This is a genomic window from SAR324 cluster bacterium (assembly GCA_015232315.1).
GTDB lineage: Bacteria > SAR324 > SAR324 > SAR324 > NAC60-12 > JADFZZ01.
The window spans coordinates 21,003-45,460 of the sequence record JADFZZ010000039.1; the positions used below are offsets into that span (position 1 = coordinate 21,003).

A 24,458-nucleotide genomic window follows, 5' to 3' on the forward strand; every position below is an offset into this window, starting at 1 on the left:
TCAGCGGTATTTCTGCCGTTTGGCATAAAAGGCTTCCTTGTCCGCATACATGGCATGGTCAGCCTGTTTCATAACCAGTTCCGGATCAATATTTTCAGAACTGGCCAGTCCAATGCTCATGCGGATAGGAATGATTTCTTCAGTTCCATCAGGATATTGACAGGTCATGAAGGCCTGCTGTTCTTTCAGTCTGATGCGCTCCAGCAGATTATGGGCGGTCTGATAGCCAGAGGCCGGACACAACACCACAAATTCATCTCCCCCCAGACGCACGACCACATCCGTTTTTCGGCACACCGCCAGCAACAGATCCGCAACAGCGATGATCATTTTGTCTCCGGCTCCGTGGCCGAACACATCGTTCACGCGTTTGAGTCCGTTCACATCAATCAGCAGAATGGAAAATACCCGTTGTGACAGCCGTTTCTGGGTGTCAATCGCCCGGTGAAGTTCCTTGTCAAAAAACAGTCGGTTGAAAGCGCCTGTCAATCCATCTGTATTGGCAATGCGTTCGAGTTCCATGGTGAGTTGCTTGCTTTCAGCAAAGGCGGTGACCTGCTCCAGAAACAGGGTGATGATTTCCAGAGAAGGCTGTGGAATCGATTTGCCCTTGATGAACAGGCTCACAATCAAACGCCCTTCAATGCCTCTCATGGCCAGCACATGGCATGGAATGGTGGTTTCTCCCTGAACAAAACCGACAGCGAATGAAGCATATTGCGCTGCGGAACGGTAATCCAGGTGACGTGCCAGAATTTCTCCAGACTGCTCGTAAAGAGCGTCCTGCTCCTCTTTGGAAAGTCCAAGGAAATGAGCGAATTCGATGATATCAGGCCGTTCCTTGGAAATCAGCATGGCAAATTGCCATCGGGGAAAAATCTGCTGAAGTTGCTGGAGAATGTAATCAAAACTGGGGCTGAGTTCGCGTGCCTGATGTAAAAAAGTGCCCGTCTGGAACAAGGACCGAATGATCTGGTTCTGATGGGTGACAAGTTGGTTGGTTTCCTGCAGATCCGCGGTGCGTTCGGCCACTTCATGTTCCAGTTCCTCCAAGATTCTGGCGTTTTCAATGTAGGGCCCCAACTGCTGTCCAATTTTTTCAAGAAAGGCTTTTTCTTCATGCGTATAGGGCATCGAATCAATTTTGGGTGTCAGCAGGATGAGGCCTATCAGCTTTCCCTGAAACAGCACGGCCTGAATCAGTTCTGATTCCAGCAACCATTTTTCAAAACTGGCCGGCAGAGTTTGAGATATGGCCCAGGCTTCGACCTGTTCCTGAGAAATCTGATACTGTCCGCTATAGAACATGGATCCAAGTGAAATATCCGAGGTCAGAATCACAGCCCGCTCCTTGCTCAGCAATCCCTCCTGAGTCCCAAATAATCCTGTGGAATGATTGAAGGCATCCCAGCCAATGAATTCATCATTCCCGGAACGTGAGTCTGAGGTCAGATTCTTTGCAGGAAGATCTTCAAGTTGCGGCGGCAAATGGTTCAGGAACAGAAGCGTACAACGTGACGACCAAAGTTCCTGAAACACCACAGAACAAATCAGTTGCTGTATGTCTTTGAGGCGGCGCACATCCGCCAATTGATTGGTCATGTGGATAAATGACTCCTTGAGATCATCATTCCGGTAGCGGATCAACAGGCTCAACAGGAAATTCCAACTGCGCCACAACACAGGAAACATAAAAAAAATCAGCAGGGTTTTCCATGGAAATCCCTGTGTCTCAGGATTGGGATAATCATAGAGCAGAGTGTCTACGCTCCACAGAATGACCAGCAATCCCGTAAAAAATATCAGTCCTCTCACAATCCTGATTATTTCACGAAAATGATTGCGGAACAGGCCATAGGCCAGCAACAGCAGGGGCATGAAAATGAAACCGCCCAGGGGATACACTTCATAACCATACAGGGCCGGCAGGTCGCACAGCGTCAGGACAATCATGGCGATAAACGCCCACAGCAGAACCTTGAACTGAAATTGCTGAAACACATTGTTCGTGTTGCGGTAAGCCTGCTGAATCAGGTAGATCATGTAAATCATGTTCAGAATCCAGAGTCCGCCCATGATATCAAACAGAAAGCTCCGATGTGGAAAATAGCCGAAATAGAACAGATTCACGCTCTGAAAATAGACCGCGCTCTGGGTGAATGGTGCCATGAGGAATGATATTCCATAGGCCAGATACATGTTTTTCAGGAGCGATGGATGCCGGAGGATGAGGTAACACAAATGGACGCACACCCCCCAGATGAACACAAACAACACCTGTCCCCAGCGTGCCAGTTTCAACGCGGCAACGGGATCGCTGATGAGTGTGTTGACGCCAATATTGAGATTGATGACACCGAACAACAGGCAGATGCCGCTGAACACATGTGACAAACGATGATAAGGACTCAAGATCAACAGCGTAGTGGACAGAAACAGGCAGAATCCAAATGACAGCAGAGGGGGGATGCCATAGGGAACAATTCTTTCAATAATGCCAGCAATCGGGAGTGGATCAATCACCATCAGCGATAAACTGAGGGCGCATCCATAACCCGCAAAGATCATCAGTTTGACAATTCCGGACTTAATTTCCCGGGACGTCTTTCTGTTAATGGGAAACAGACCATGACGGAAAATGCCATAGGCAATCATCAACGTGGGAATGAATATAAAATCCCCAATCGGGAGCAGATTGATCCCGAAAATCGCGGGAATATTGCCCAGACAAAAAAGGCTGTAAGCCCACAATCCCGTCATGGTGTAGATCACCCTGATTCTCAAAGGCCGGTCATCCGGTGATTGTTTCCAGACTCTGGATAAAATGTAACTGCACCAGAGCACCCCTGACAGGATCACAAAAACCAGCAAACCCAGGCCCCATCGCCCCTGAGGATAAAGTCCAAACGTCAGATGATTCATGGAATCGGCAAAAAAAAACGGAGTCAGGGTCAGATACATCAAACCGAATCCCAACCCATAAAACACATAGACCAAAATCCGTTGCGGACGCCCGGCCATGACATGCACCAGATGCATGAACAAACCCACGTTATTTACAGCGATCAGCGCAAAAACTTTGGAAGCCTTGAGTGCTGAAGATTCCTGTTCCGGCAACACCCATTGCCCTGTCAGACTGATGGCGGAGAGCAGACTGAAAACGAAACAGATCAGACCAAACAGGATCATTTCCGCATGGCGCAATCCCCGCAAAAAGCAGAAAATAGCCATACCCAGACAAATCAACACAGATAACAGGGCCGGAATTCCATCTGGAACAGTCATGTCATAAAAGGCGATCCAGTTGGTAATGCCTAAGGCTTTCACATGATATAAACCGCCAAACACCAGCACAAAGGGAATCAGAACCACATACGACAGGACTTTCCCCATGTCGCCTTTTTTCAACATGGCGAGGCTGAAGCCAAAGATTTTGTATCTCAACATTCCATAAGCCATGAGAGACAAGGGAATGAAAGCAAAACCGCCGGGCGGATAAACTTCAAAACCAACCGTTGGCAGAATATTCAACCCGATCAGGATCCAGGTCAGCAAAAACCCGCCAAACAGATACTTGAATTTGATCTGGTCATCCGTGGAGAGATCAGGCCGTTTCATGACAGAACGAAACAGCAGCAGTGTGTAAAAACCGAGCGGAATTCCTAAAAACGCCAACACCAGAAAGCCGGACCGACCTTGAATCATGTAGCCGAAATAATAGTCCTGTCCCTCAGAAAAATACCATGTGGACTGGATCACAGGAAACAGCAACGTGACTAAGGCATAACCTGACCATTCCAGCCATTTACGGTTGTTTATGCCGGAGATCGCATGGAGAAACTGGATGCCGGCACACAGCGAAAACGCGATGACGGTATGATTGATCCGGGCAAATTGATGAATCATCTCAGGAGAGGAAAAAATCATGATTCCCAGCAGTTCTGTGCCTACCAGAAAAATACTGACACACATGATGGAAAACAACCGGTGCTCTCGTTGTTTGCCGGTTTTAGCGGAGAGAATGAGCAGGAACAGGCCCGTCAGTTGTGTCAATACTGGCGGAATGGCATAAGGAATGAGATGATCCAGACGGAACAGTTCATTCATCGGCAGGACTCCGGGAGGTGGAGTCCTTCAGCAAAGGGTATGTTCATGAGGCACGCAGAAAATTCAGATTATTCAAACCCGTCTGAACTCCTGCGTTGGCATTTATGGATTACAGGCATGAATGTTGCCGGTTGCCATACAGTCCAGGTTCCATCGGGTAACACGTCCGTTGTAGATGGCGAATCGTGGCTGAGGTTTTGCCACACATGGCTACCATCTCCACTGTATGTGGCATTTGCGTCAGCTTTTGTCCACCGGGAAATTCGATGATTTCCTTCATCAGCAACATAAATATAATTGCGTAAAAAGAATGTTGACGCTTCTTTCTTTTTTTTGCTAGAGATAACTCATCCGCAACCGATGATTGTTCCGTTTTAACAAAGAGGCTCCATGATTCAAATTTCAGCTTTATCCTTGATCTTCCGTGCTCCCGGCAGAATCCTCCTGTCTGTCTGTCTGTCTGTCTGTCTGTCTGTGGGGCGTGCCGGTTTTACGTGCGGAAGTCAATCCCGATGGTTCCCTTTCTTATCAGATTCCAATTGAAATTCCTCCGGGACGGATTGGAATGCAACCTTCTCTGGCACTGAACTATCATTCTCAGTCAGGAAACGGTATCGCTGGAGTTGGCTGGAGTTTGTCCGGACTACCGCTAATCCAGAGAATTCCTTATGATCGTGGAGTGAACTACGATGAAAACGACACGTTTGCTGGACCTACGGGGCGACTTGTCCGGATTAGTGACACCGAATATCGTGACCTCCATGGTAATCTTGCCAGATATGAACCCCGATCCGGATGCCCCGGCGGTCCTTGTGGATGGATCGTTTATCAACCAGGCGGAATCAAAATGGTGTTTGAACCGATCACCCACAGTCCGGAAGGAGCAGCTCTTGATTGGCCGTTGGTCAGGGTTGAGGACGCCCATGGAAATTTTTACACCGTGGAATATCTCGCCACTGCCAACAACGGCGCATGGATGCCTTCTCAAATCAAATACACTCTGGGAAACAATACCTCCGCCTATCATCAGCTTCGTTTCGAATATGAATCCCGGCCTGATCCTGTGAGCGGTTATCATGGCGGAATCCGGTTTGACATGGATCAACGGCTCCATGCTATTGTCACGGGTTCTGTCGCCGACGATCAGCGGGAATCCATATTCCGGCAATATGTGCTGGAATATGAGGAGAGTGCTATGACAGGACGCGGTGTTTTGAAAAAAATCCATTTGACTGACCAGGATGGAACAGAAATGGATGCCGCGCACGCCTGGTATGAATTTGAAACACACACCGGCAAAAATGGATTCGCTCACCAACGCTGGAATGGCACTTTGCCTCCCGGTGCGTTTACCGGCGATTTCAATGGGGATGGGCTGACAGATCTGGCGGAAATCAAAGATGGTCAAACCAATATTTTTTGGTCCAATGGCGCTGAGGGTTTTGTCAAACACACCACCATCACAGGTCTATCCCAGCAAAAAATGGGAAGTGACGCTGACAACATGGGGCTTCTGACCGGCGATTTCAATGGCGATGGCCGCATGGATCTGGCGGGAATGTATCAGGGTGGAAACGCGCGGGAAGCATGGAAGACTTTTGTCTATATCGAACTGTCCAATACCGATGGCATCTCTTCCGTCAGCCAATCGCCCTTCACTTCCCAATTCTGGGTGGCTCAGACACCTGGTGTGATCGCTCAAAGCGGTGGAGAAAGAAACGACTATCATGTGTTAACCGGCGATTTCAATGGTGATGGCAAAACCGATATCGCCACACTGAGACGCGCGGCCAATCAGATGGATGGCTGGAAAACCGGCATCCGTCTCGAACTTTCAACCGGCAGTGGCTTTACGCCTCAGGTCTGGAATGCGGCATTGCCCGGGCACATGTTCAATGAGGGCGCTCCAGCTCAGGATTACAAACTCATCACCGGTGATTTCAACGGCGACGGCAAAACCGACATCGCCGCCATTGCCAGAAGTCCTGAACAAAGTGGATGGCACCATCAGGTGTATGTAGAACTTTCAACCGGTGGCGGATTTGTCTCTCAAGGATGGACAGCCGGGCTTCCGGCCAGAATTTTTGAAGCTGGAGAAACCATTCATGATTATCAGATTCTGCCTAGGGATTTCAACGGCGACGGCCTGACGGATCTGGCGGCGGTGCATGTGTCCACCGCGGAATCCAGCCCCTGGTATGGCAATGCCCTGCTGGAACTTTCCACCGGCAAGGGATTTGTTTCCCGACAATGGACAGCGTCCCTGCCGGGGCACATGCGGCAGGGTGCTGGCACCACCCTGGATTACCGGGTGATTCCAGTCGATCTGAATCAGGATGGAAGAACCGATCTGATCGCGTTTTCCAAAGCGTTGGGCGACAATGGCTGGAAAACAAATTTTTATGTGGAACGTTCCTCTGGAAACAGCTTTGTTTCAGAATCATGGCCCGCAACCTTGCCCACACTCTGGTCCCGTTGCCGTTCCCTGAATGATGCCCATGTGTATCTGGGGGATTTCAATGGCGATGGGGCGCTTGATATCACCAGCAATGGCTGTGATTCTTCCAGTGCCGCGACCGCCCGGATGGAGCTTGGATTTTCCTTTCGTCCGGATTCGATGACCCGGATTCGGGAACCATTGGGTGCGATGAACAGTTTTGTCTGGTCTCCACTTTCCAAATTGTCGGCGGCTCTCTTATTTTCCACTGACCCGCCATGTCACGCTGACGCTGTCTTTTGCCAGCAAACACGCCCCAATGCCTCACCGCGCTGGCTCGTCACCGAAGTTCAGCTTAAGGATGGCCGTCTGGCTGATCCGGTATCCCGTCAGCGGCTGGATTATGAAAACCGACGATTTCTGCCCGGAACGCCTCAAACCATACAGGACCTGGGGTTCAGCCGTCGAACCCTCACCGATCTCATCACGGGGGCCATCCTCACCGAAGATTATTCCCAGGCCAAAGACACCGCGGGAATGCCGCTTTCAGTCCGGCGCTCCAGTCCGGACGGCATGGCGGAACAACTCATGGAATATGGCTATGAGACGCAAACTGTATCCGGAGAAATCCGTCGGATTTTGACACGTTCGGTCAACAGCAGTCAAAATGAATGGCATGGTGTTGACACGTATGATTACGACACCTCTGGACGGATCATCCGCAATCAGCAATGCGGTGGTCCGGCGACAGAACCCCATGAAACCTGCCGACAAACCGAAATCCGGTACACCGCGGAATCCGGTGTGGAATCACCCCGCTTCGGTTTGCCAGAGGAAATCCGGATCACTGGCGGAAATCTCCTGCTGGATGCCTGGCGCAGAGAATACAATTCAACAGGCGATCTGATTAAAACCCGACGGTTTTTCTGTGCGGACGCATCCTCTTGTGGTTGGAATCAGGGGGCCTGGCAAGACTGGTCCGGTGCCGGATATGACTCCGCTGGAATGCTGGTTTCCACACAGGACGCCACCGGACAAACCCTCCAGACCCTGACATGGGACGCCCGCTACCACGCGTTTCCGGTTTCCGGCACCAACGCTTTAGGGCACACCTGGTCCCGGAGTTATGACATCCATGGTCAATTGCTGGAAGAAACCACCCCCAATGGCCGCACCCGTCAATGGCATTATGATTCCTGGGGTAGCCCCACTGCGTCACAGGATGAAGCCGGTTATCTGACCACGATCGAATACCGCAATCAGGGCAATCCCAAAACGAGGCATCAGGAAATCAGACAATGGAAAAAAGCCGGAATATCACCCGATCAACCTACCGGCGCGTTTTTTTATCAGCGGATGTATCAGGATGGTTTGGGACAGGTGTTTCAGATCCGTAAAAAAGCTGAACCGGATGAACAGGGGCAGGCCAGAGATCTGGTGAGCAAGTTCAACCGTTCGTTTGATGCCGCCACCAAAACCTGGATGACACAACAGGATGAACCCTTTCTGGTGTCAGCCTCCCGCGCGCCATCCTCCGAAACAGCTTCTTATTCATGGATTCAACGGAGTGACACCCTGGGACGACCTGTGAAAGCGGGTTACGCTGACAACTGTGAAACCATCTATTCATGGACGGCCACAGGTGTAGAAACCGGCAATTCAGGAGATTATTTCTGTCGTCCGGGGCAGACACGTTACACTCTGGCGGGAATCGGACAAAACCGGATCACCGGTGTGGAGGATAAACAGGGAAACAAAACCGTTTATCAGTATGATCTGATGGATCGGTTGATCAGGGTGGTGCCTATGGGGCTGGAATCACAAGCCATCACTCTCGAATGGGATAGCTGGGGCCGCAAGCGGGCCATCCATGATCCAGCGGCCGGCACCATTCGTTGGACATGGAATCCGGATGGAACCCTCGCCAGCCAGACCGACGCGCCCGGTCATACCATCACCTTCCGTTATGACAAACTGGGCCGGATCATTGAGAAAACCCTTCCCGGCCCTAAAATCGTGACTTATGAATATGACCTGAATCCTGATGGAATCGGTCGCTTGAGCCGGATCACGGATGACTCCGGGAGCACCCTCTGGCGTTATGATGCCCGCGGTTCTGTGCTCAGCAAAACCGTAAGTATCAAGGGATTGGTCGGAAGCCAGACCCTCCGCACCACCAGGAACTATCTCAACCGTCCCGCGCAAGTCAGACTGCCGGACAAATCCATCGTCAAATATCTGTGGAATACGGGTGAAAAACTGAAGGAAATCCAGTTGGACGGCATCCCTTATGGACGCTTCGCCCAATATGATGACTACGCCCCCGGTGACAACGCTTCCCCCTATTCGATTCAAACCGGGGTTGGCATGGCCACCCCTGAAGCCACCCAAACAACAACGCAGGGAATCTGGTTGGGGCGTGTCACCTTCAGTTCTGTGCCGACCAGAGGCAAAAGATGGAGAACAATTTCATGGCAAACTTCCGGCGGCGACAATGATCCGTTTGTGACCAGCATTGCGGACACGGGTTTCAGCTACTATCATAACTGGAACGTGAGCTGGGATGAGTCCCGACATCTGACAGACATCAAATGGGGAGCGCAAAATGACGATGTGATTGTGCGTTACGGTTATGACAAACCGGGAAATGTACTCAACATTGAAACGCCCTACCATGTCCGAACCTTTGAACCCGACACGGAAAACTCCCAACGCCTGACCACCGGCCTGACCACCACTTACGTTACGGGAGAAACCCGGTTCCCCTTTTCCGCCCGGTATGATCAGGCAGGCAATCTGCTGGAAAAAACCATGGACGGAGAGCGTCATGAATACGCTTATGACAGTCAGAACCGGCTCATTGAGGTGAAGAAAAACGGCAAACTGGTTCAGACCAACCTGTACAATGACCTGGGCGAACGGGTACGCAAGGAAGTGTATGACCAGAATGGCGGCACCCTGACCGTGTTTTATCCGTTTCCGTCGTATGAAATCCGCCAACATTCGTTGAGCCGGGATCACGCGGTCATTCGCTATCTGCATCGGCATGGAGGCCTGAAACTGGCCGCTGTGGTCAACCACCGTGAAGGCAGAAAAATGAAATTGCCCGCCAAAAATCCGCCGGAACTGGTGTTTGGTCCGGAAGTCTATCCTGAAGCGCGAACCCTGTTTTATCATCATGACCCGCTGGGTTCCACCATCCAGGTGACAGACGAAGATAACGATCAGGTGGAAGGTTTTCTGTATTACCCGCATGGAGAAATGATGACCAATGGACAGGAAATGAACAATCAGGTCAACCATCTGTTTGCGGGACATGAATATGATCAGGAAACCGGCCTGTATTACATGAAAGCCAGGTTTTATGATCCGAAAACCGCCCGATTCCTGACTCCGGACACCATCATTCCCGATCCCTACCGTCCTTCGGCGTATCATCGCTACGCCTGGGTGGAAAATGATTTCCTCAACGCCACCGACCCCACCGGCCATTTCAAGGTACCCTCCTTCAGTGTCAATTTCGACAAACCCGACTGGGTCAAGGATTTACAGCATGGTGCCGATCAGACTCTGCAACAGACCTTCAGTGCTTTTGGTCAGGGAGTCAATCAGGGGTTGAATAATCTGGCCTATGGCGTCAACACTTTCGCTCACACCGCCAGCGCAGGAGTCGGGAACCTGGCCCAATCCTTCGGCATTCCGGCCAATCCGGTTGATGGACTCAATTCTCTCAGAAATCATGTCGTTGATGCTTTTCATGGCGGAATGCATGGGGTTCATGTCAGTGTGATTGGTTTGCACCGTAATTTTGAGCAGGTCGGCATGTGGGGAACTAGAAATCCTGAGTTAACCGCAACCATTGCGGGATTAGGGGGAGCGGCGGTATGCGGATCAATCACTTTTGATCCATCTATAGCAACAGCATGTGCAGGAGCTGCATATGGTTTTGTTTCGGCAATGTATGAGGATAAGGGAAGTGAAGAAATTTTGGAACGGACATTAATCTATGGTGCAATAGGATATGTAGGTGGATCAGCCATTGTTGGGGTAATAGGAACCTCACAAGCTCCATTGGCTTTAAGTGGGCCATACTTGGTTTATACGGGTGTCGCTTGGTTGATTAATAAACCTATCGAAAAATTCTCCAGAGATGCCTATCTTTCCCCACCAGACAGGATTAGCGGTAATCTGCTAGAGATTAGAAGAAGACGTGATAGCGTAGTGAATATTCTCCGAAGTGACCGGGATCGTTTGTGGAATTTGATTGTCCCCTAACTTTAACTTTGGAGATACATATGTTTATACAAAAGATGTTTTTGACTGGATACATATTAATCACAGCCACCATTTTGGTTTCTTGTTCAGCCACAGGACCATTGTTTAAAGAATCATCTAAGGTTGATGATTGGGCAACGGTGTATATTTACAGACCTAGAGTTTTTTGTTTAAGCGCAAGAAAACCAGATATTTATATAAATGGAGTCAAAATTATTGAATTACAAAACAATGGTTATACATCATTTCGTCTCAAACCAAATACAAATTTAATCGAATCAAAGGGATTGAATGATTCACCAAGTATGCATACAAAAATTAATTTTGAGTTATTTGATACAAATCAATATTACATTGAATATCATATCGTATGTAATTGGGGGATCATAGGAATGAATGGATATGCCATTTTTAAGGTTAAAGAAAAGATTGTAGCACTCCCCGAAATCTCCCAGACTCACTATCAAGCACCACTCATCGAATATGTGGAATCGTCTACGTCACAGCAATGAACGCAAAACAAATGCGGACGATTCCACCATCCAGGTGACCGACGAAGATTACGATCAGGTGGAAGGATTTCTGTATTACCCGCATGGAGAAATGATCACCAATGGCGCGGCAATGAACAATCAGGTCAACCATCTGTTCGCGGGGCATGAGTATGATCAGGAAACCGGCCTGTATTACATGAAAGCCAGGTTTTATGATCCGAAAACCGCCCGATTCCTGACTCCGGACACCATTATTCCCGATCCCTACCGCCCTTCGGCGTATCATCGTTACGCCTGGGTGGAAAATGATTTCCTCAATGCCACCGACCCCACCGGCCATTTCAAGGTGCCCTCCGTCAGTGTCAATTTCGACAAACCCGACTGGGTCAAGGATTTACAGCATGGCGCAGATCAGACTCTGCAACAGACCTTCAGTGCTTTTGGTCAGGGCGTCAATCAGGGGTTGAATAATCTGGCCTATGGCGTCAACACTTTCGCTCACACCGCCAGTGCCTTCACTAAAAACATGGGTTCTGATTTTCAGAACATCGACCTTCGTGTTCCAGGTACCATGCTCTGGGACGGCATCCAGCGGGATATTTGGGGACAACTTATTGAACGTCCGGCCGCCAGAAATTACACATTGACGGCCTCTGGACTGGGCTTTGTTGCTGGATTGGCATGTGGTGCGGCGGCATCGCCATCCGCTACTGGTGCCGCAGTTGCCGCAGGTGCTTGTAGTGGTGCTGTTTATGGTTATGTAACAGCCAAATACGAAGGAAAACATCCTCGGGATATAGCTATTCGTACCTTTAGTTATGGAGTTATCGGGGCTATTGCGGGAGGTATAGCCTATGAAGTTTTAGGGCCAGCTGGTAATTTTGGGGAATGGGGCGGGCATTTACCCGGCACATATAATCGGGAGTTGATGAATGCGTACTTTATCCGAGCTGGGCTTGGTCTTTCATTTTCAGTAATATTAGAAGAGATTTTTCGTCCTCTGGTTGAAGACCCTTCATATTGGCATGAGAGGTTGTAACCATGATTTCCTTTAGAATGTTATGGCTAATTAGCATCTGTATCATGTCAGTAGCCTGCTCTGCAACAGGAACACTTTACAATGATGATTTATCATTATCAGATAAATATATCATAATTTACAGACCGGATCATTTTTGCGGAATATTGGGCACTCCCGATGTAATTATTAATGATCATTTGATTTTAAAAATTAAAAACAATGGGTATACAAAAGTGGTTGCAGATCCAGGCGAATATACCATTGAGATAAAATTTTCTGGTATTCCAGGAGCTAACGTTTATAAGTTGATCCAAGTTCAAAAAGAATACAGATACTATTTAAAATACAAGATAGGATGTTCCATCTATGGCATCATAAATTTTCCGACAACACTTCAAATCATGAAATATGAAAATGCACTTTCTGAACTTGCCCATACACACTTTCAACCGCCATTAATAGAACATGTGGAACCTGTTGAATCAACGCAATAAAAACAGGACTCTCAGGGTTCCACCATCCAGGTGACAGACGAAGATAACGATCAGGTGGAAGGTTTTCTGTATTACCCGCATGGAGAAATGATGACCAATGGACAGGAAATGAACAATCAGGTCAACCATCTGTTTGCGGGACATGAATATGATCAGGAAACCGGCCTGTATTACATGAAAGCCAGGTTTTATGATCCGAAAACCGCCCGATTCCTGACTCCGGACACCATCATTCCCGATCCCTACCGTCCTTCGGCGTATCATCGCTACGCCTGGGTGGAAAACGATTTTCTCAACGCCACCGATCCCACCGGTCATTTCAAGGTGCCCTCCGTCAGTGTCAATTTCGACAAACCCGACTGGGTGAAGGACTTACAGCATGGTGCGGATCAGACTCTGCAACAGACCTTCAGTGCTTTCGGTCAGGGCGTCAATCATGGGTTGAATAATCTGGCCTATGGGGTCAACACCTTCGCTCACACCGCCGGCACGGGAGTCGGGAACCTGGCCCAATCTGTCGGCATTCCGGCCAATCCGGTTGATGGACTCAATTCTCTCAGAAATCATGTCGTTGATGCTTTTCATGGCGGAATGCATGGGGTTCATGTCAGTGTGATTGGTTTGCACCGTAATTTTGAGCAGGTCGGCATGTGGGGAACTAGAAATCAACATGAAACTGCTACTATTGCTGGGCTAGGAGCAGGAGCCGTTTGTGCCAGTACAGGGGTTGGTTTAGCGGTTGCTGGTGCTTGTGCTGGATCAACATATGGTTTTGTTTCAGCTATGTATGAAAATAAAGGAACTGAAGAAATCCTGGAACGAACATTAGTCTATGGTGCTATTGGATATGCAGGAGGATCTGCAACTATTGGATTGATTGGCGTTTCTAATGCGCCCTTAGCTCTCAGCGGACCATACATTTTGTATACAGGAGCATCATGGATGATTAACAAACCCATCGAAAAATTTTCCAGAGATGCCTATCACTCACCGCCAGATCAATTCAGAGGTAATCTCACAGACTTTAGAAGAAGACGAAATAGTGCTGTCGAGGTTCTCCGTAGAGATAGAGATCGTTTATGGAATTATTGATACTCTAATGATTTTTGTGAAAGTGATCACTTTATGAAACAATCATCACAACAAATTCTCAGTTATATTGTAGGTATATGCGCTATTCTAAACTCATGTTCCGCTACAGGACCAACATTCATAGACGCAAAAAAATCAGATAGTTTTGCTTTAATTTATATATATCGTCCAAATGTTTTTTGTGGCAGTGCACGTAAACCCGACATATCTATTAATGATAATAAAATATTAGAGCTTCAAAATAACGGATATACTCAAATTTATGTAAAGCCTGGTGATATACACATAAAAGCTAGTGGCATTGATAATACTCCTCGGTTGAATACTTCCTTAAACATTAATGTTGAAACTTATAAAAGTTATTTCATCAGATATAATGTTGAATGTGAGATTTTCTTATTTCTTGTTGAACCATTTGCGAAATTTCAATTAGTTGAGCAGAGTATAAATCTTCGAGAAATCTCCCAGACGCACTATCAACCACCTTTGATAGAATATGTTGAACCTGCTGAATCAACAAAATAAATACACCATCCATATGACAGACGAAGATAACGATCAGGTGGAAGGTTTTCTGTATTACCCGCATGGAGAAATGATGACCAATGGACAGGAAATGAACAATCAGGTCAACCATCTGTTCGCGGGGCATGAATATGATCAGGAAACCGGCCTGTATTACATGAGAGCCAGATTTTATCGTGGTGAAATAAATGGTATCAATTTGTGGATCGCTGGGAAATGGTTTTTCAATTTCAACCATTTCCAGTCTTCCAAACCCGTCTGAACTCCTGCGTTGGCATTTATGGATTACAGGCATGAATATTGCCGGTTGCCATACAGTCCAGGTTCCATCGGGTAACACGTCCGTTGTAGATGGCGGTTGTGTACAGATAGGTGTGGCTGGTTCCATCACTCACCGTTGTTGCAATTGCCAGACTTTCAGGTTCCAGCATCATGGTCACGGGATAGGAACTGCCGGTGCTGACAGCTTCAATGGATGGCCCCTCTTGCTGTTCTTCCCATTGCAGAGTTCCACTGCCCAGCCAGCCGGCAAAACGTCCGGAGTCCTTTTCCCAGCGGGAAACACGCTGATTTTTTCTGTCCGCGACATACAGGTAGTGATCATCGACTGAAACATCTCCGGGAGAATCGAAGTGATATTTCCCGGATCCCGCGACAACCGCGGCCGCATGCCAGCCTTCCTGACCACCGCCCAGCCACACATGACCACCATCTCCACTGTATGTGGCATTTGTGCCGGCTTTTGTCCATCGGGAAATTCGATGATTTCCTTCATCCGCAACATAAATATAATTTGCGTCAACAGTTATGCCCTTGGGATAGCTGAAATAATTCACATCATTTTTACGGCTTCCTGTTTGTTGAGTCATGGTCTGATTCCACTGGGTCTGTCCGTTGCCAATAAATCCGGCATAGGCGCCTGTGGTCAGATTGCGCCGACTCACTCTGCTGGAACCATAGCTGGTGACATACAGATATGGAGGATTGGATGTTTCATCAATGGCGATTCCCCAGGGACTGTTGAACATTTTCACATTGAGATCCACATTGCCCATCGCGGTTGGCGCGGCAGGTTGCTGTCCGTTCACATCCTGCCAGGTATCTTTTTCAGCATCACCGAGCCATGCCACAAAGTTTCCATTCTTGTCCCATTTAACAATCCGATAGTTGTTCCGGTCCGCGATATAAATATTTCCGGCAGAATCTACCGCAAGGCCCTGAGGCGAATTAAAACTGCGTCGGCAATGGTTGTTCACCAGTTTTCCATTTTTGGTTTTCCATCCGTTTCCGGTTTCATTATCAGACGCGCAATCGGTCACGGCATTTCCAAGACGGCCTTCAAACACTCCGGAATCAAGATCCCAGCGTGAAATTCCATGGTTGATGGAATCAGAAACATACACATAATTTTTGTCTGTGCCGGTTTGTTTTAAGGCGACCGCGACACCACGGGTCCGGTAAAAATATGAATCCATATTTCCCCATTCAGCACCGGGACCGATCTGCCATCCTGATTTTCCGCCACCAATCCAGGAAACAAGCTGGTCCATGCCATAAGGAAGTCGTCCGACACTCAAACATTCGCCCTGTGATGCGGCGTTCCAGAGAAGCAGGTGGTATTCGGAAAGAACAGGCTCCTGATTCAGCGAGATCATGGCGTCATGCGCATAAAGTGCGATTTCCGCTTCATTGTTCTCATTAAAACTGGCTTTGGCCACTTTGATACCGGCATCCATTCCGCTTTGTTCAGGAATATAAACCGTTGTCACACCACTGCTCATAAAACTCAGATAAACATAGGATGCCGGTGGCAGACATTGAATGGAATGATTACCCAGAGGCAAAGCGTTTTTCTGAAAAGCCACTCCACTTTTTCCATAAGCCGCGATTCCCGCATTTTGATAAGAAAGTTCGTCAAAACGGCTGGAGCCTGTTTGAGATAGCTTTCCGGACTCTTCCTGAAAACGGATAAGGCTACGTCCGCTGGCCATTAGCCAGTTGGTGACAACCCAGTCGCCGAACATGCCGCTGAAATTCCAGTCTTTCTGGTAGGATTTCAGACTGTCCACCACCCCTTGAATTCCTCCCTCATTGGCTGAAACCAGCAAATTCATGAGAGACACCGCATTGTCATGGGACCCCGCACGGTGGCGCAGATAATTAAAAAACAGATTGGATTGCAGATAACTTGTCAATGAATGCTCATTATTCAGGCCCAGATCAAACAGCGATGGAGTCTTTCCCCCCAGAACATTTTGTACACCCGACAGACTGTATTGTGTCATCCGTTCAATCTGGTTCATCATCAAACCGGCTGTGAGTTGGGGAGCCTGTTCTGCAAGAGCCTCAGCAACGCCGGGAATATGATTGGGAACACCTTCAATGGCGATCCGATGATAATAGGCACACATGTGTGATGCTTCATGGAGTTCTGTTTCAATGGCCAGTTGGTGTCCTTTGGTTTGGGCATCGGGAGTGCCACCAAAAGCTTTGCCATTATAAAAAGGGTTCAAGTCCATATAAAGAATCTGGTTTTCATTGGAATAACCACGCAGATTTTCCGCGGTTTCAATGGTGTTGAGTGTTCCATAAGTGGCCAGATTTTCAGGGTGTTCATACAAGGCTGAAGTCAATGAGTTTTTGTAAAGATCTCGTGGAGCAAAAAATCCGCCCAGAAATTCCGGATTTTGTTCACTGTAATCATCCTTGATATCGACAGCGAGCACAACAATTCGGCCTGTTTTCTGAACATCCGGGCAATTTCCCAGTCCATAAATTTTCTGAAGATTATCATAGCCAGTTTCCAGTTCGTTCAGCAACGTTTGGGCTTCCAGAGTGGTCATCAAATTTTTCTGGGAATTATCCAGATACAACACAAAATGAGGCGTTTGAGCCATGAAGTCCGCATCCACCTGAGTGAAGGATGCCAGGGTGTCTTCAATCGTGGACTGACTGTTTTTAACCCAGAAGCGATAGCTCACAGGTCCGGGTGTTCCGGAAACAGGGCATTGTTCCACACTGGCTCCCGGAGGGCACTCAGACGGATCAGCGAACGGTGACTCTCCAAGGTGGGATTCCAGATCCTGATTGACCTCGTTGAGGGAAGTCACCTGGTCTGGCCGGAGCTTGAGCGATGTGACTTCATTTTTCCATGGCAACATACTGTCCACATAATCACAACCCGCAAGAAATACAGTCAATACGAACAGAATTCTCCAAAAGATGGGTAAGTGCTGATCAGCGTTTCTTGTTTTCATGGGGCACCTTGAAATATTTAAAAAGTCAGAGGTCATAAAGTAAGGTTCCCCACCAGTGGCAGGGAACCGGAAGGTTAATGAATGAATCTTACCAGCCTTGTCCAATCGCGGTACAGGCAGGATTGAAATCAGGTGTAGAAACCCGGTCAGCACAACCAACCAGCGGGGTGACCTGTTCCAGTCCAAGAGCATTGATCAGGAAGGTCAGGTTCTGGATACCAGTACTGCTGTTAACCAGCGTGGCAACATGACTTCCGCCCAATCCGGGAAAGTTTACATTCTGAGCCGCGTAGGTATAAACCACACCACCTTTGAGAACTCGAACCAGTCCTTCTCTGTTGGTGATGGTCGTTCCCCGATAATACAGAGAAGCATTGACACCAGAGAGCAAACTGGCCAGTGACGCGGCCTGGGTTTCGCCCTGGGTGTTGTGCAACAGCGTTACCAGTTCCGCATAGCCGATTCCCTGTGAAGCGTCTGCGCTAAAAGGCGCCAGCAGATCCGCGACCAGTGTGTCTTTGGTTCCGCCCAAATCGTTGACCAACCGTGAAACCTTGCTGATGTCTGTCACTTCAAGTCCATTCATCAAGCCAACCAGATCGGTGCTGGTCGATTTAGGATTCAAAATCACAGCATTGATCAGACTGACAACATGGTTCACATTGGAGGTATCATTGATGAATTGTGACAGTTTGGAACCAACGGTGATTTCGTCCACCAGTCGGGCAACATCACTCAGTGAAACCACATCATCAATCACAGCAATGAGTTTTGTCACATTGATCACTTCGTTCACCAGTGTGGCGACTCGTGGCGTTGAGGCGATTTTCAGGGAGTTGATCAACTCTGCCAGATTGTCAAAATTTCCCACTCCGTTGAGTAACACAACCAGCTTGCCTGAATCCGTCGTTCCATCGACAACATTCACCAGTTTCTTGCCACCGGCCAGAACATCATCCACGGTTGCCTGAGTATGCGCAGTCTGGGCGTCAGACCATTGTGAACCAGCGGCCACATTATTGATCAGGGATGTCACGTTGGCTGGAACCACATCGTTGATCACCGTGACCAGTTTGGCGGCATCAGCGGTATTTTCCAGCAGATGAACCAGTGCGACCACAGAATTGTTGTTCGGCCATGCGCTGGAGGACTTGTTGACGCCATTGACAATATGAGCGATGTTTGCGACTTCGGTCACGTCATAAACCAGGTCAATGACTTTATCCATGTTGGTCACACCCCTGATCAGATCAGCGACTTTAGCAGGTCCTTCCTGTGCGGGGTCCAGACTGCTGATCAGACTGGTGACTTTTTCCAGATAAATCGACTGATCGCCTGTATTGCCAAAACCACGTTGACCATCCACCAGAGAACTCAATCTTGGCATTGCATTGATTTCCACATTTTCTACCACATAGCCCAGATTTTGAGCAGGTGCCGTCTCAACAGCAGGATCGGGCAACAGATTGATCAAGGCCACAATATCATTGCTGTCCTGAAGATCCTGAATGAGGTGCATCAGTTTGGTCATATTGCTGATACTGTTAAGCACCACGGTTAATTTTGCGGGATTCGGATCGACAGAAAGATTGTTGACCATGCCCACCAGACGGATCACACCTGAAGCGTTACCTGAAGGCGTCCCATCCCATGTTTGTGGGCCATGAACCTGTCCGGTCCAGGTGGTGCCATCATCCATTTGACTGATCAATTCACTGAGGCGAACAGGAACAACAACTCCGTCGATCAATTTTACCAGAGCCGAAGTGGAACTCACAGAGTCAACCACATAACCCAGTTTTCCGGCTCCCGGTATGGTGATGCCATCAATGATGGATGCCAGGCTTGAAGTGGTCGCAACAGATTGAATCACAGTGACCAGTTTGTTCATGGAAGAGGTTGCGTCCACAGTAGCAATCAGTTTGCCGGTGTTGCTCACATTCAACAGGATGTTTGAAAGTCTGGTGGTGACGTCTGTTGCCGGCATCAATGAAAGAATGCCGATCACTTTATTCAGATCAGAAACATGCGCGATGAGTCTGGATAGTTTTTCAATTTTGTCAGTATCACCATTGGCGTTCATCGAACGTGTGACACTCATGGCACTCACCAGACCGACAATTTTGGTGTCCAGTTCTTGTGCGGGTAATCCGTTGACCACATCCCCCAGTCGTTGAATCGTGTCTGAATCGGCAGGATATTGGCCATCGTAACGTTTTACGAGCATCTGGGCATCAATGGTGTTGAGCAACGCCAGAATACGAACCACACCCAGACCAGTTGCCGGTTCGGCATAATCATTACCAACCAGAACGACCAGTTTGTTGGGGTCGCCGACGATATTGACCAGTTGAATGATGTTGGAAGAACCCGCGCCATAAGACAGCGAATTCATCTGGGAAGAGCCGATATGGTCATACAGATACTGGGTTGTTTCAACGCCAAGGCCTGCGGCGAGTTGATCAAATTGACTTCGAGGGTCTTTCTGGTCCTGATTTTTCCTGACCGTGTAGGTGGTTGTTCTTGGCGCTTCAAAGGATTTTTCCTGTGCGCAATTCGTCAGACTCATGACGAAGGTGATGATTAAAAACAGAGGAAGCCAGCCCCTGGCGATCTGGTTTGTTTTTTTGTTCCTGTTCATAACACCTCTTATATTGAGAAGATTAGCAAAATAATGTTTAACGTTAATTAAACCCTTGTAGGTACAGATGTACTGCTATCTGTAAAACAAAAGCTAGTACGCTTCATCATTTGCGTCAATTCAGGTGTCGTAATCTGCCAGCAAGATGTAAGCTAATATTATAATATCAGCTAGTTGCTTATGATTTTTTCATGTTAGTAAAATCAAACAGACACGATGTGAAATGGTACGTCCCGGGGAAGGATATGTTGAAAATATTAGTTTCCTGACGAGGGCGGTATGGTTACTGCACAAAAAAATTTTCCTACTGTAAATAATTTGGTGATTTAATCCCGGGGAAGACCTCAGCGTTGTTCACGTCTCTGGTAGGATGGGACTACGTGCCCGTCAAAAAACAGACTCTTTTTACCCTCATTAAAATGATGTGCTATGACAATAGAAAATAGTCCGCTTCTTAAATTCAATGTGGAAGCAGAAACAGAGAACTCTTCAGCACGAGCATGCACGTTCACCACACTGCACAATACCGTCCAGACCCCTGTATTTATGCCGGTGGCAACCCTTGCCGTGTTAAGAACACAAGATACGACCAATGTTGAAGCGCTTGGATTTCCTGTACTGCTGGCAAACACCTATCACCTTCTTCTACGTCCCGGCACCGAGGTATTCAGCCGCTTCGGCGGCATACACAAGTTCATGAACTGGAAGAGATCCGTTCTGACAGATTCGGGAGGATTCCAGGTTTTTTCACTTTCAAAAGATGTGAAAATTACAGAGGATGGCGCGATTTTCAGGAGTTATCATGACGGCAGAAGAATTCTTTTAAGTCCTGAAACGAGCATTGAAACCCAGAAGATTATCAACAGCGATATCATGATGGCAATGGATCAATGCATACCCTCGACTTCCGTGGAATCTCTCTGTAGAGACGCGGCGGATATCACGGCAAGATGGGCGGAGAGAAGTATCGCCGCACGGGGGGATTCCACCCAAGCCATTTTTGGAATAGTGCAGGGAGCGTGTTTTCCTGAGCTTCGAAAAACCAGTGCCCGGCAGATTACCTCTCTTCCCTTTGACGGATTCGCGATTGGAGGACTTGCCGTGGGTGAGTCAGAAGATGAAAGAAAGGATATGACCGCGATGACAGCGTCTCTTCTGCCGCGAAACTATCCCCGCTATCTTATGGGCGTCGGAACTCCCATTGATTTGCTTGAAGCCGTACACCGCGGAGTGGATATGTTCGACTGCATCCTTCCCACTTCCATGGCGCAACAGGGCGTCGCGTACACCTCTCAGGGGAAGATGGATATGCGCAGAGGTGTCTATAAGTTTCAGGACCAGCCACTGGATGAAAACTGCTCGTGCCCGGCATGCCGCAGGTACAGTTGCGCATACCTCCACCATCTGACAAAAACCAATGAATATTATGGGGGAAATCTTATCGGTAACCATAACCTTACTTTTTATCGCAACCTGATGGACTCAATGCGCGCGCATATCCTCAAAAACACATTTTTCTCATACTACAAAGAACAGAAAGAACTATTGGTGAGAGCTGATGACAATCATCCGGCAACTTACCCCAAAAGAAAAAAGAAAACAAAGCTCGCTGTCCTTGGAGATTACGAAATAGTTAAACAGGATGCGGGCTTTCACAGCATACGTCACATTACCTCAGGGGAAACAATGCACTCTGTGACAGATCCTCTGATTGAGGCGAATACACTCTACGTCAACCAGTCAGAATTACGTGGAATGCTCGAATTTATTACTGAGGATGAACTGGTAATCTGGGATGTTGGACTGGGAGCGGGAACAAATGCCATGGCCGCAATTTTTAAACTGGAAGAGATCTTTGAACAGAATGACATTCAGAAACGTGTAAAAATTATCAGTTTTGAAAAGGATCTGAATTCCCTCCGTCTTGCCGTTAAAAACGCGCCGCTGTTCCCTCATGTGAGACACGCGGCACCGAGTTCAATCCTTAAAGCCGGCTTGTGGGTTTCCGCGAATAAAAAGATCGAATGGACGCTGGTTGAAGGTGATTTCCTCGAGCATATAGAGAATGTGCCGCAACCGCATATTATTTTTTACGACCCCTTTTCACTCTATACTGACGGTCCGCTCTGGAGTTATTCTGTCTTCAAAAGGATCTTCAACACCTGCGGAAATACACCCGCAAAACTGTTCACTTATTCCACTTCCACAAGAGTGAGAGGTGCCCTCCTTGCGGCAGGATTCTACACAGGAAGCGGCGCTGGCACAGGCCCCAAATCCGAAACAACCGCGGCATTCACTTCAATGGCAATAAAGAACTCTGCTATAAAACTTTTAGGGACGGAATGGCTTCAACGATTTCACCGAAGTAGTTCAAAATTTGCCACTGAAAACTCTGACATTGAAAACGCGGAAATTGAAAAACGGATATTAAATCATCCTCAATTTATGCACTTAGGATCAACAAAAGAATAAGTTATAAAAGTTTACTCGTGCCCTACGTCCCGTGGGGCACGTTATCCACCAGGCGAAGCTCTGCTTCGCACCCACCGGAGGTGGGTCTTGGAACGGTTACGAACGGGACGTTCCCAGAAAGTTTTCCCTTTTATTTTTTGAACGTTCCATAGTCCTGGATTCCGGAAAATATTAATAATCTATCCTTTGTGAGATAGGTTTTGGCCCGGAATGAGGTTTTTGAGCATGATCAATGTCATAAATAATGTTTTTTGACTCAATGCGGAATCTAAGGGGGCATAAAGAAATAACCAGTAGATAAGGAGGATGTGATGCTCGCTGTTTGTCATTCCGGGCGAAGACCCAGAATCCGGTAGAGGCGAAAAATCTTTTGCACCTACTGGTGTTTGGTGGAATCTGGATACCGGATCAGGTCCGGTATGACACAGTGCCGAAAAAGAAAAGTGTACCATTTATTTCTTGGCGGGACCCTAACGTAATACTTCCCGAACTTGCTCCATCAACTTTAATTCTGGATTTGGACGAAATATGCCTGTTTTTTTTGTGGACTTCATCAGCCCCCTCTGTTAATGCTGTGGTCATGGGGAGTTTTCTTTTGGAAGAGACTTTCCATCTTTCGCTGATTAATACCATAAGCGGAAAAATCTAAACAAAACTGTAACAAGTGGGCAGGTTTTCCATGTTTAGCGGACTAATAGTGGTAATAAGTAGACAAATTAGCCATCTATAAGTTCTGATATCATGGAAAAAGTCCTCTGATTACTCTGTTGGGCACGTGAAAGCTCCGATGTCGTTCAGCAGTTTTCATCAATGCAACTGGGGCATAAGTGAAACTGAGAAATCGAATGAAACAATGTATCAAGATCGTATTGATTCAAGTAGTTGTTATAGTTGGTATCTTAAGTGGAGGTTGTTCTTCAATCGTATCAGGCACAAAACAACAACTTACTTTTAATTCGGAACCAGATGGAGCAACGGTGAGCATAAATGGAGTGACAATGGGTAAAACTCCAGCAACGGTCATGGTTGATCGTCAGAAAGGACAAAGTGTTACTTTTGAAAAAGATGGTTATAAAAAACAGACTATTCCGCTTTCTACGAGCCTCAATACATGGTTTTGGGGCAATATTGTAATCGGTGGATTTCTCGGTTCTACTACGGATGCGGCCAGTGGATCGATGCATGAATATGTTCCCAATCAATTTTATGTTACATTGGCAATAGATTCAAACAGTCCCATCAAAGAATATGGATCTGAAAAAGCAAAACTCAAAGAGTTCATCGTCGGTAGTTACCATAATCTAACGGAGGATTTATCGAAAGGACAAGGAGATTATCTTTCCTCATTACTTGCAATGTTAAAAATTGCACCAGAAAATAAGGAGGAAGCTATTCAGAAAATTCACGCACTCTCAACGGTTTACAGTGTAATCCCTGAATTTGCGGAGCAAGTGGCAAATTTTTACATAAAATAACTCACAACAATGAGAAATGCCCAACAAGTCGTTCGACCGGATTTCTTGGGGCGTCGCTTCGCTCTGCCCCAAGAAACCGGTCAACTCTGTCGGTTCGATCCAATAAATCACCAAAGTTATCATGGCATTTTCTTCATTGGTTGATGTATGATACGGATATGAGGAGAT

At 47.6% G+C, this 24,458-nt stretch carries 12 protein-coding genes; 9 read left to right on the forward strand and 3 right to left on the reverse strand.

Annotated elements, in window-relative coordinates:
* Entirely contained in the window at positions 1–4,107 is a 4,107-nt protein-coding gene (locus HQM11_18535) for a diguanylate cyclase (GenBank protein ID MBF0353038.1), read from the reverse strand.
* 424 nt (positions 4,108–4,531) lie between these two features.
* Here HQM11_18535 and HQM11_18540 point away from each other — a divergent pair, with 424 nt between their 5' ends.
* Genes HQM11_18540 through HQM11_18570 form a run of 7 tightly spaced genes read left to right on the forward strand, consistent with a single transcriptional unit; the run spans position 4,532 to position 14,707 of the window.
* Complete coding sequence (locus HQM11_18540) at positions 4,532–10,819, forward strand: VCBS repeat-containing protein (GenBank protein MBF0353039.1); 6,288 nt, start codon at positions 4,532–4,534, stop codon at positions 10,817–10,819.
* A gap of 20 nt (positions 10,820–10,839) precedes the next feature.
* A complete protein-coding gene (locus HQM11_18545; protein ID MBF0353040.1) occupies positions 10,840–11,331 on the forward strand; it encodes a DUF2846 domain-containing protein in 492 nt (163 codons plus the stop codon).
* A complete protein-coding gene (locus HQM11_18550) occupies positions 11,303–12,352 on the forward strand; it encodes an RHS repeat-associated core domain-containing protein (GenBank protein MBF0353041.1) in 1,050 nt (349 codons plus the stop codon). Before HQM11_18545 ends, HQM11_18550 begins: the two co-directional genes overlap by 29 nt.
* Before the next feature lie 44 nt (positions 12,353–12,396).
* A complete protein-coding gene (locus HQM11_18555; protein MBF0353042.1) occupies positions 12,397–12,828 on the forward strand; it encodes a DUF2846 domain-containing protein in 432 nt (143 codons plus the stop codon).
* 30 nt (positions 12,829–12,858) lie between these two features.
* The gene (locus HQM11_18560; protein MBF0353043.1) at positions 12,859–13,920 is read left to right on the forward strand and encodes an RHS repeat-associated core domain-containing protein; all 1,062 of its coding nucleotides are present in this window, start codon (positions 12,859–12,861) and stop codon (positions 13,918–13,920) included.
* Between the two features lie 33 nt (positions 13,921–13,953).
* Positions 13,954–14,445, forward strand: a complete 492-nt coding sequence (locus tag HQM11_18565) for a DUF2846 domain-containing protein (protein MBF0353044.1) — start codon at positions 13,954–13,956, stop codon at positions 14,443–14,445.
* Positions 14,417–14,707: a hypothetical protein gene (locus HQM11_18570; GenBank protein MBF0353045.1), complete on the forward strand. Its 291-nt coding sequence runs from the start codon at positions 14,417–14,419 to the stop codon at positions 14,705–14,707. The genes HQM11_18565 and HQM11_18570 overlap by 29 nt, the downstream gene beginning before the upstream one ends.
* 16 nt (positions 14,708–14,723) lie before the next feature.
* On the opposite strand, the gene HQM11_18575 is transcribed toward HQM11_18570, so the two are convergent.
* Together HQM11_18575 and HQM11_18580 are read right to left on the reverse strand one after the other, a co-directional pair.
* On the reverse strand, positions 14,724–17,702 hold the full coding sequence (locus HQM11_18575) for an NHL repeat-containing protein (protein ID MBF0353046.1): 2,979 nt from the start codon (positions 17,700–17,702) through the stop codon (positions 14,724–14,726).
* Between the two features lie 88 nt (positions 17,703–17,790).
* Positions 17,791–20,343: a hypothetical protein gene (locus tag HQM11_18580; protein ID MBF0353047.1), complete on the reverse strand. Its 2,553-nt coding sequence runs from the start codon at positions 20,341–20,343 to the stop codon at positions 17,791–17,793.
* A 429-nt stretch (positions 20,344–20,772) separates the two neighbouring features.
* Between HQM11_18580 and tgt the strand changes: the two genes are divergently transcribed.
* Positions 20,773–22,815, forward strand: coding sequence for a tRNA guanosine(34) transglycosylase Tgt (gene tgt, locus HQM11_18585; GenBank protein MBF0353048.1), 2,043 nt, complete (start codon positions 20,773–20,775; stop codon positions 22,813–22,815).
* A gap of 845 nt (positions 22,816–23,660) precedes the next feature.
* Complete coding sequence (locus tag HQM11_18590) at positions 23,661–24,290, forward strand: PEGA domain-containing protein (GenBank protein ID MBF0353049.1); 630 nt, start codon at positions 23,661–23,663, stop codon at positions 24,288–24,290.
* Positions 24,291–24,458: the final 168 nt, after the last annotated feature.

Coding starts and splice junctions, on each gene's coding strand:
- HQM11_18535 (MBF0353038.1), bottom strand. CDS start 4,107: ATGAATGAACTGTTCCGTCTGGATCATCTCATTCCTTATGCCATTCCG.
- HQM11_18545 (MBF0353040.1), top strand. CDS start 10,840: ATGTTTATACAAAAGATGTTTTTGACTGGATACATATTAATCACAGCC.
- HQM11_18550 (MBF0353041.1), top strand. CDS start 11,303: ATGTGGAATCGTCTACGTCACAGCAATGAACGCAAAACAAATGCGGAC.
- HQM11_18555 (MBF0353042.1), top strand. CDS start 12,397: ATGTCAGTAGCCTGCTCTGCAACAGGAACACTTTACAATGATGATTTA.
- HQM11_18565 (MBF0353044.1), top strand. CDS start 13,954: ATGAAACAATCATCACAACAAATTCTCAGTTATATTGTAGGTATATGC.
- HQM11_18570 (MBF0353045.1), top strand. CDS start 14,417: ATGTTGAACCTGCTGAATCAACAAAATAAATACACCATCCATATGACA.
- HQM11_18575 (MBF0353046.1), bottom strand. CDS start 17,702: ATGAAAACAAGAAACGCTGATCAGCACTTACCCATCTTTTGGAGAATT.
- HQM11_18580 (MBF0353047.1), bottom strand. CDS start 20,343: ATGAACAGGAACAAAAAAACAAACCAGATCGCCAGGGGCTGGCTTCCT.
- tgt (MBF0353048.1), top strand. CDS start 20,773: ATGACAATAGAAAATAGTCCGCTTCTTAAATTCAATGTGGAAGCAGAA.
- HQM11_18590 (MBF0353049.1), top strand. CDS start 23,661: ATGAAACAATGTATCAAGATCGTATTGATTCAAGTAGTTGTTATAGTT.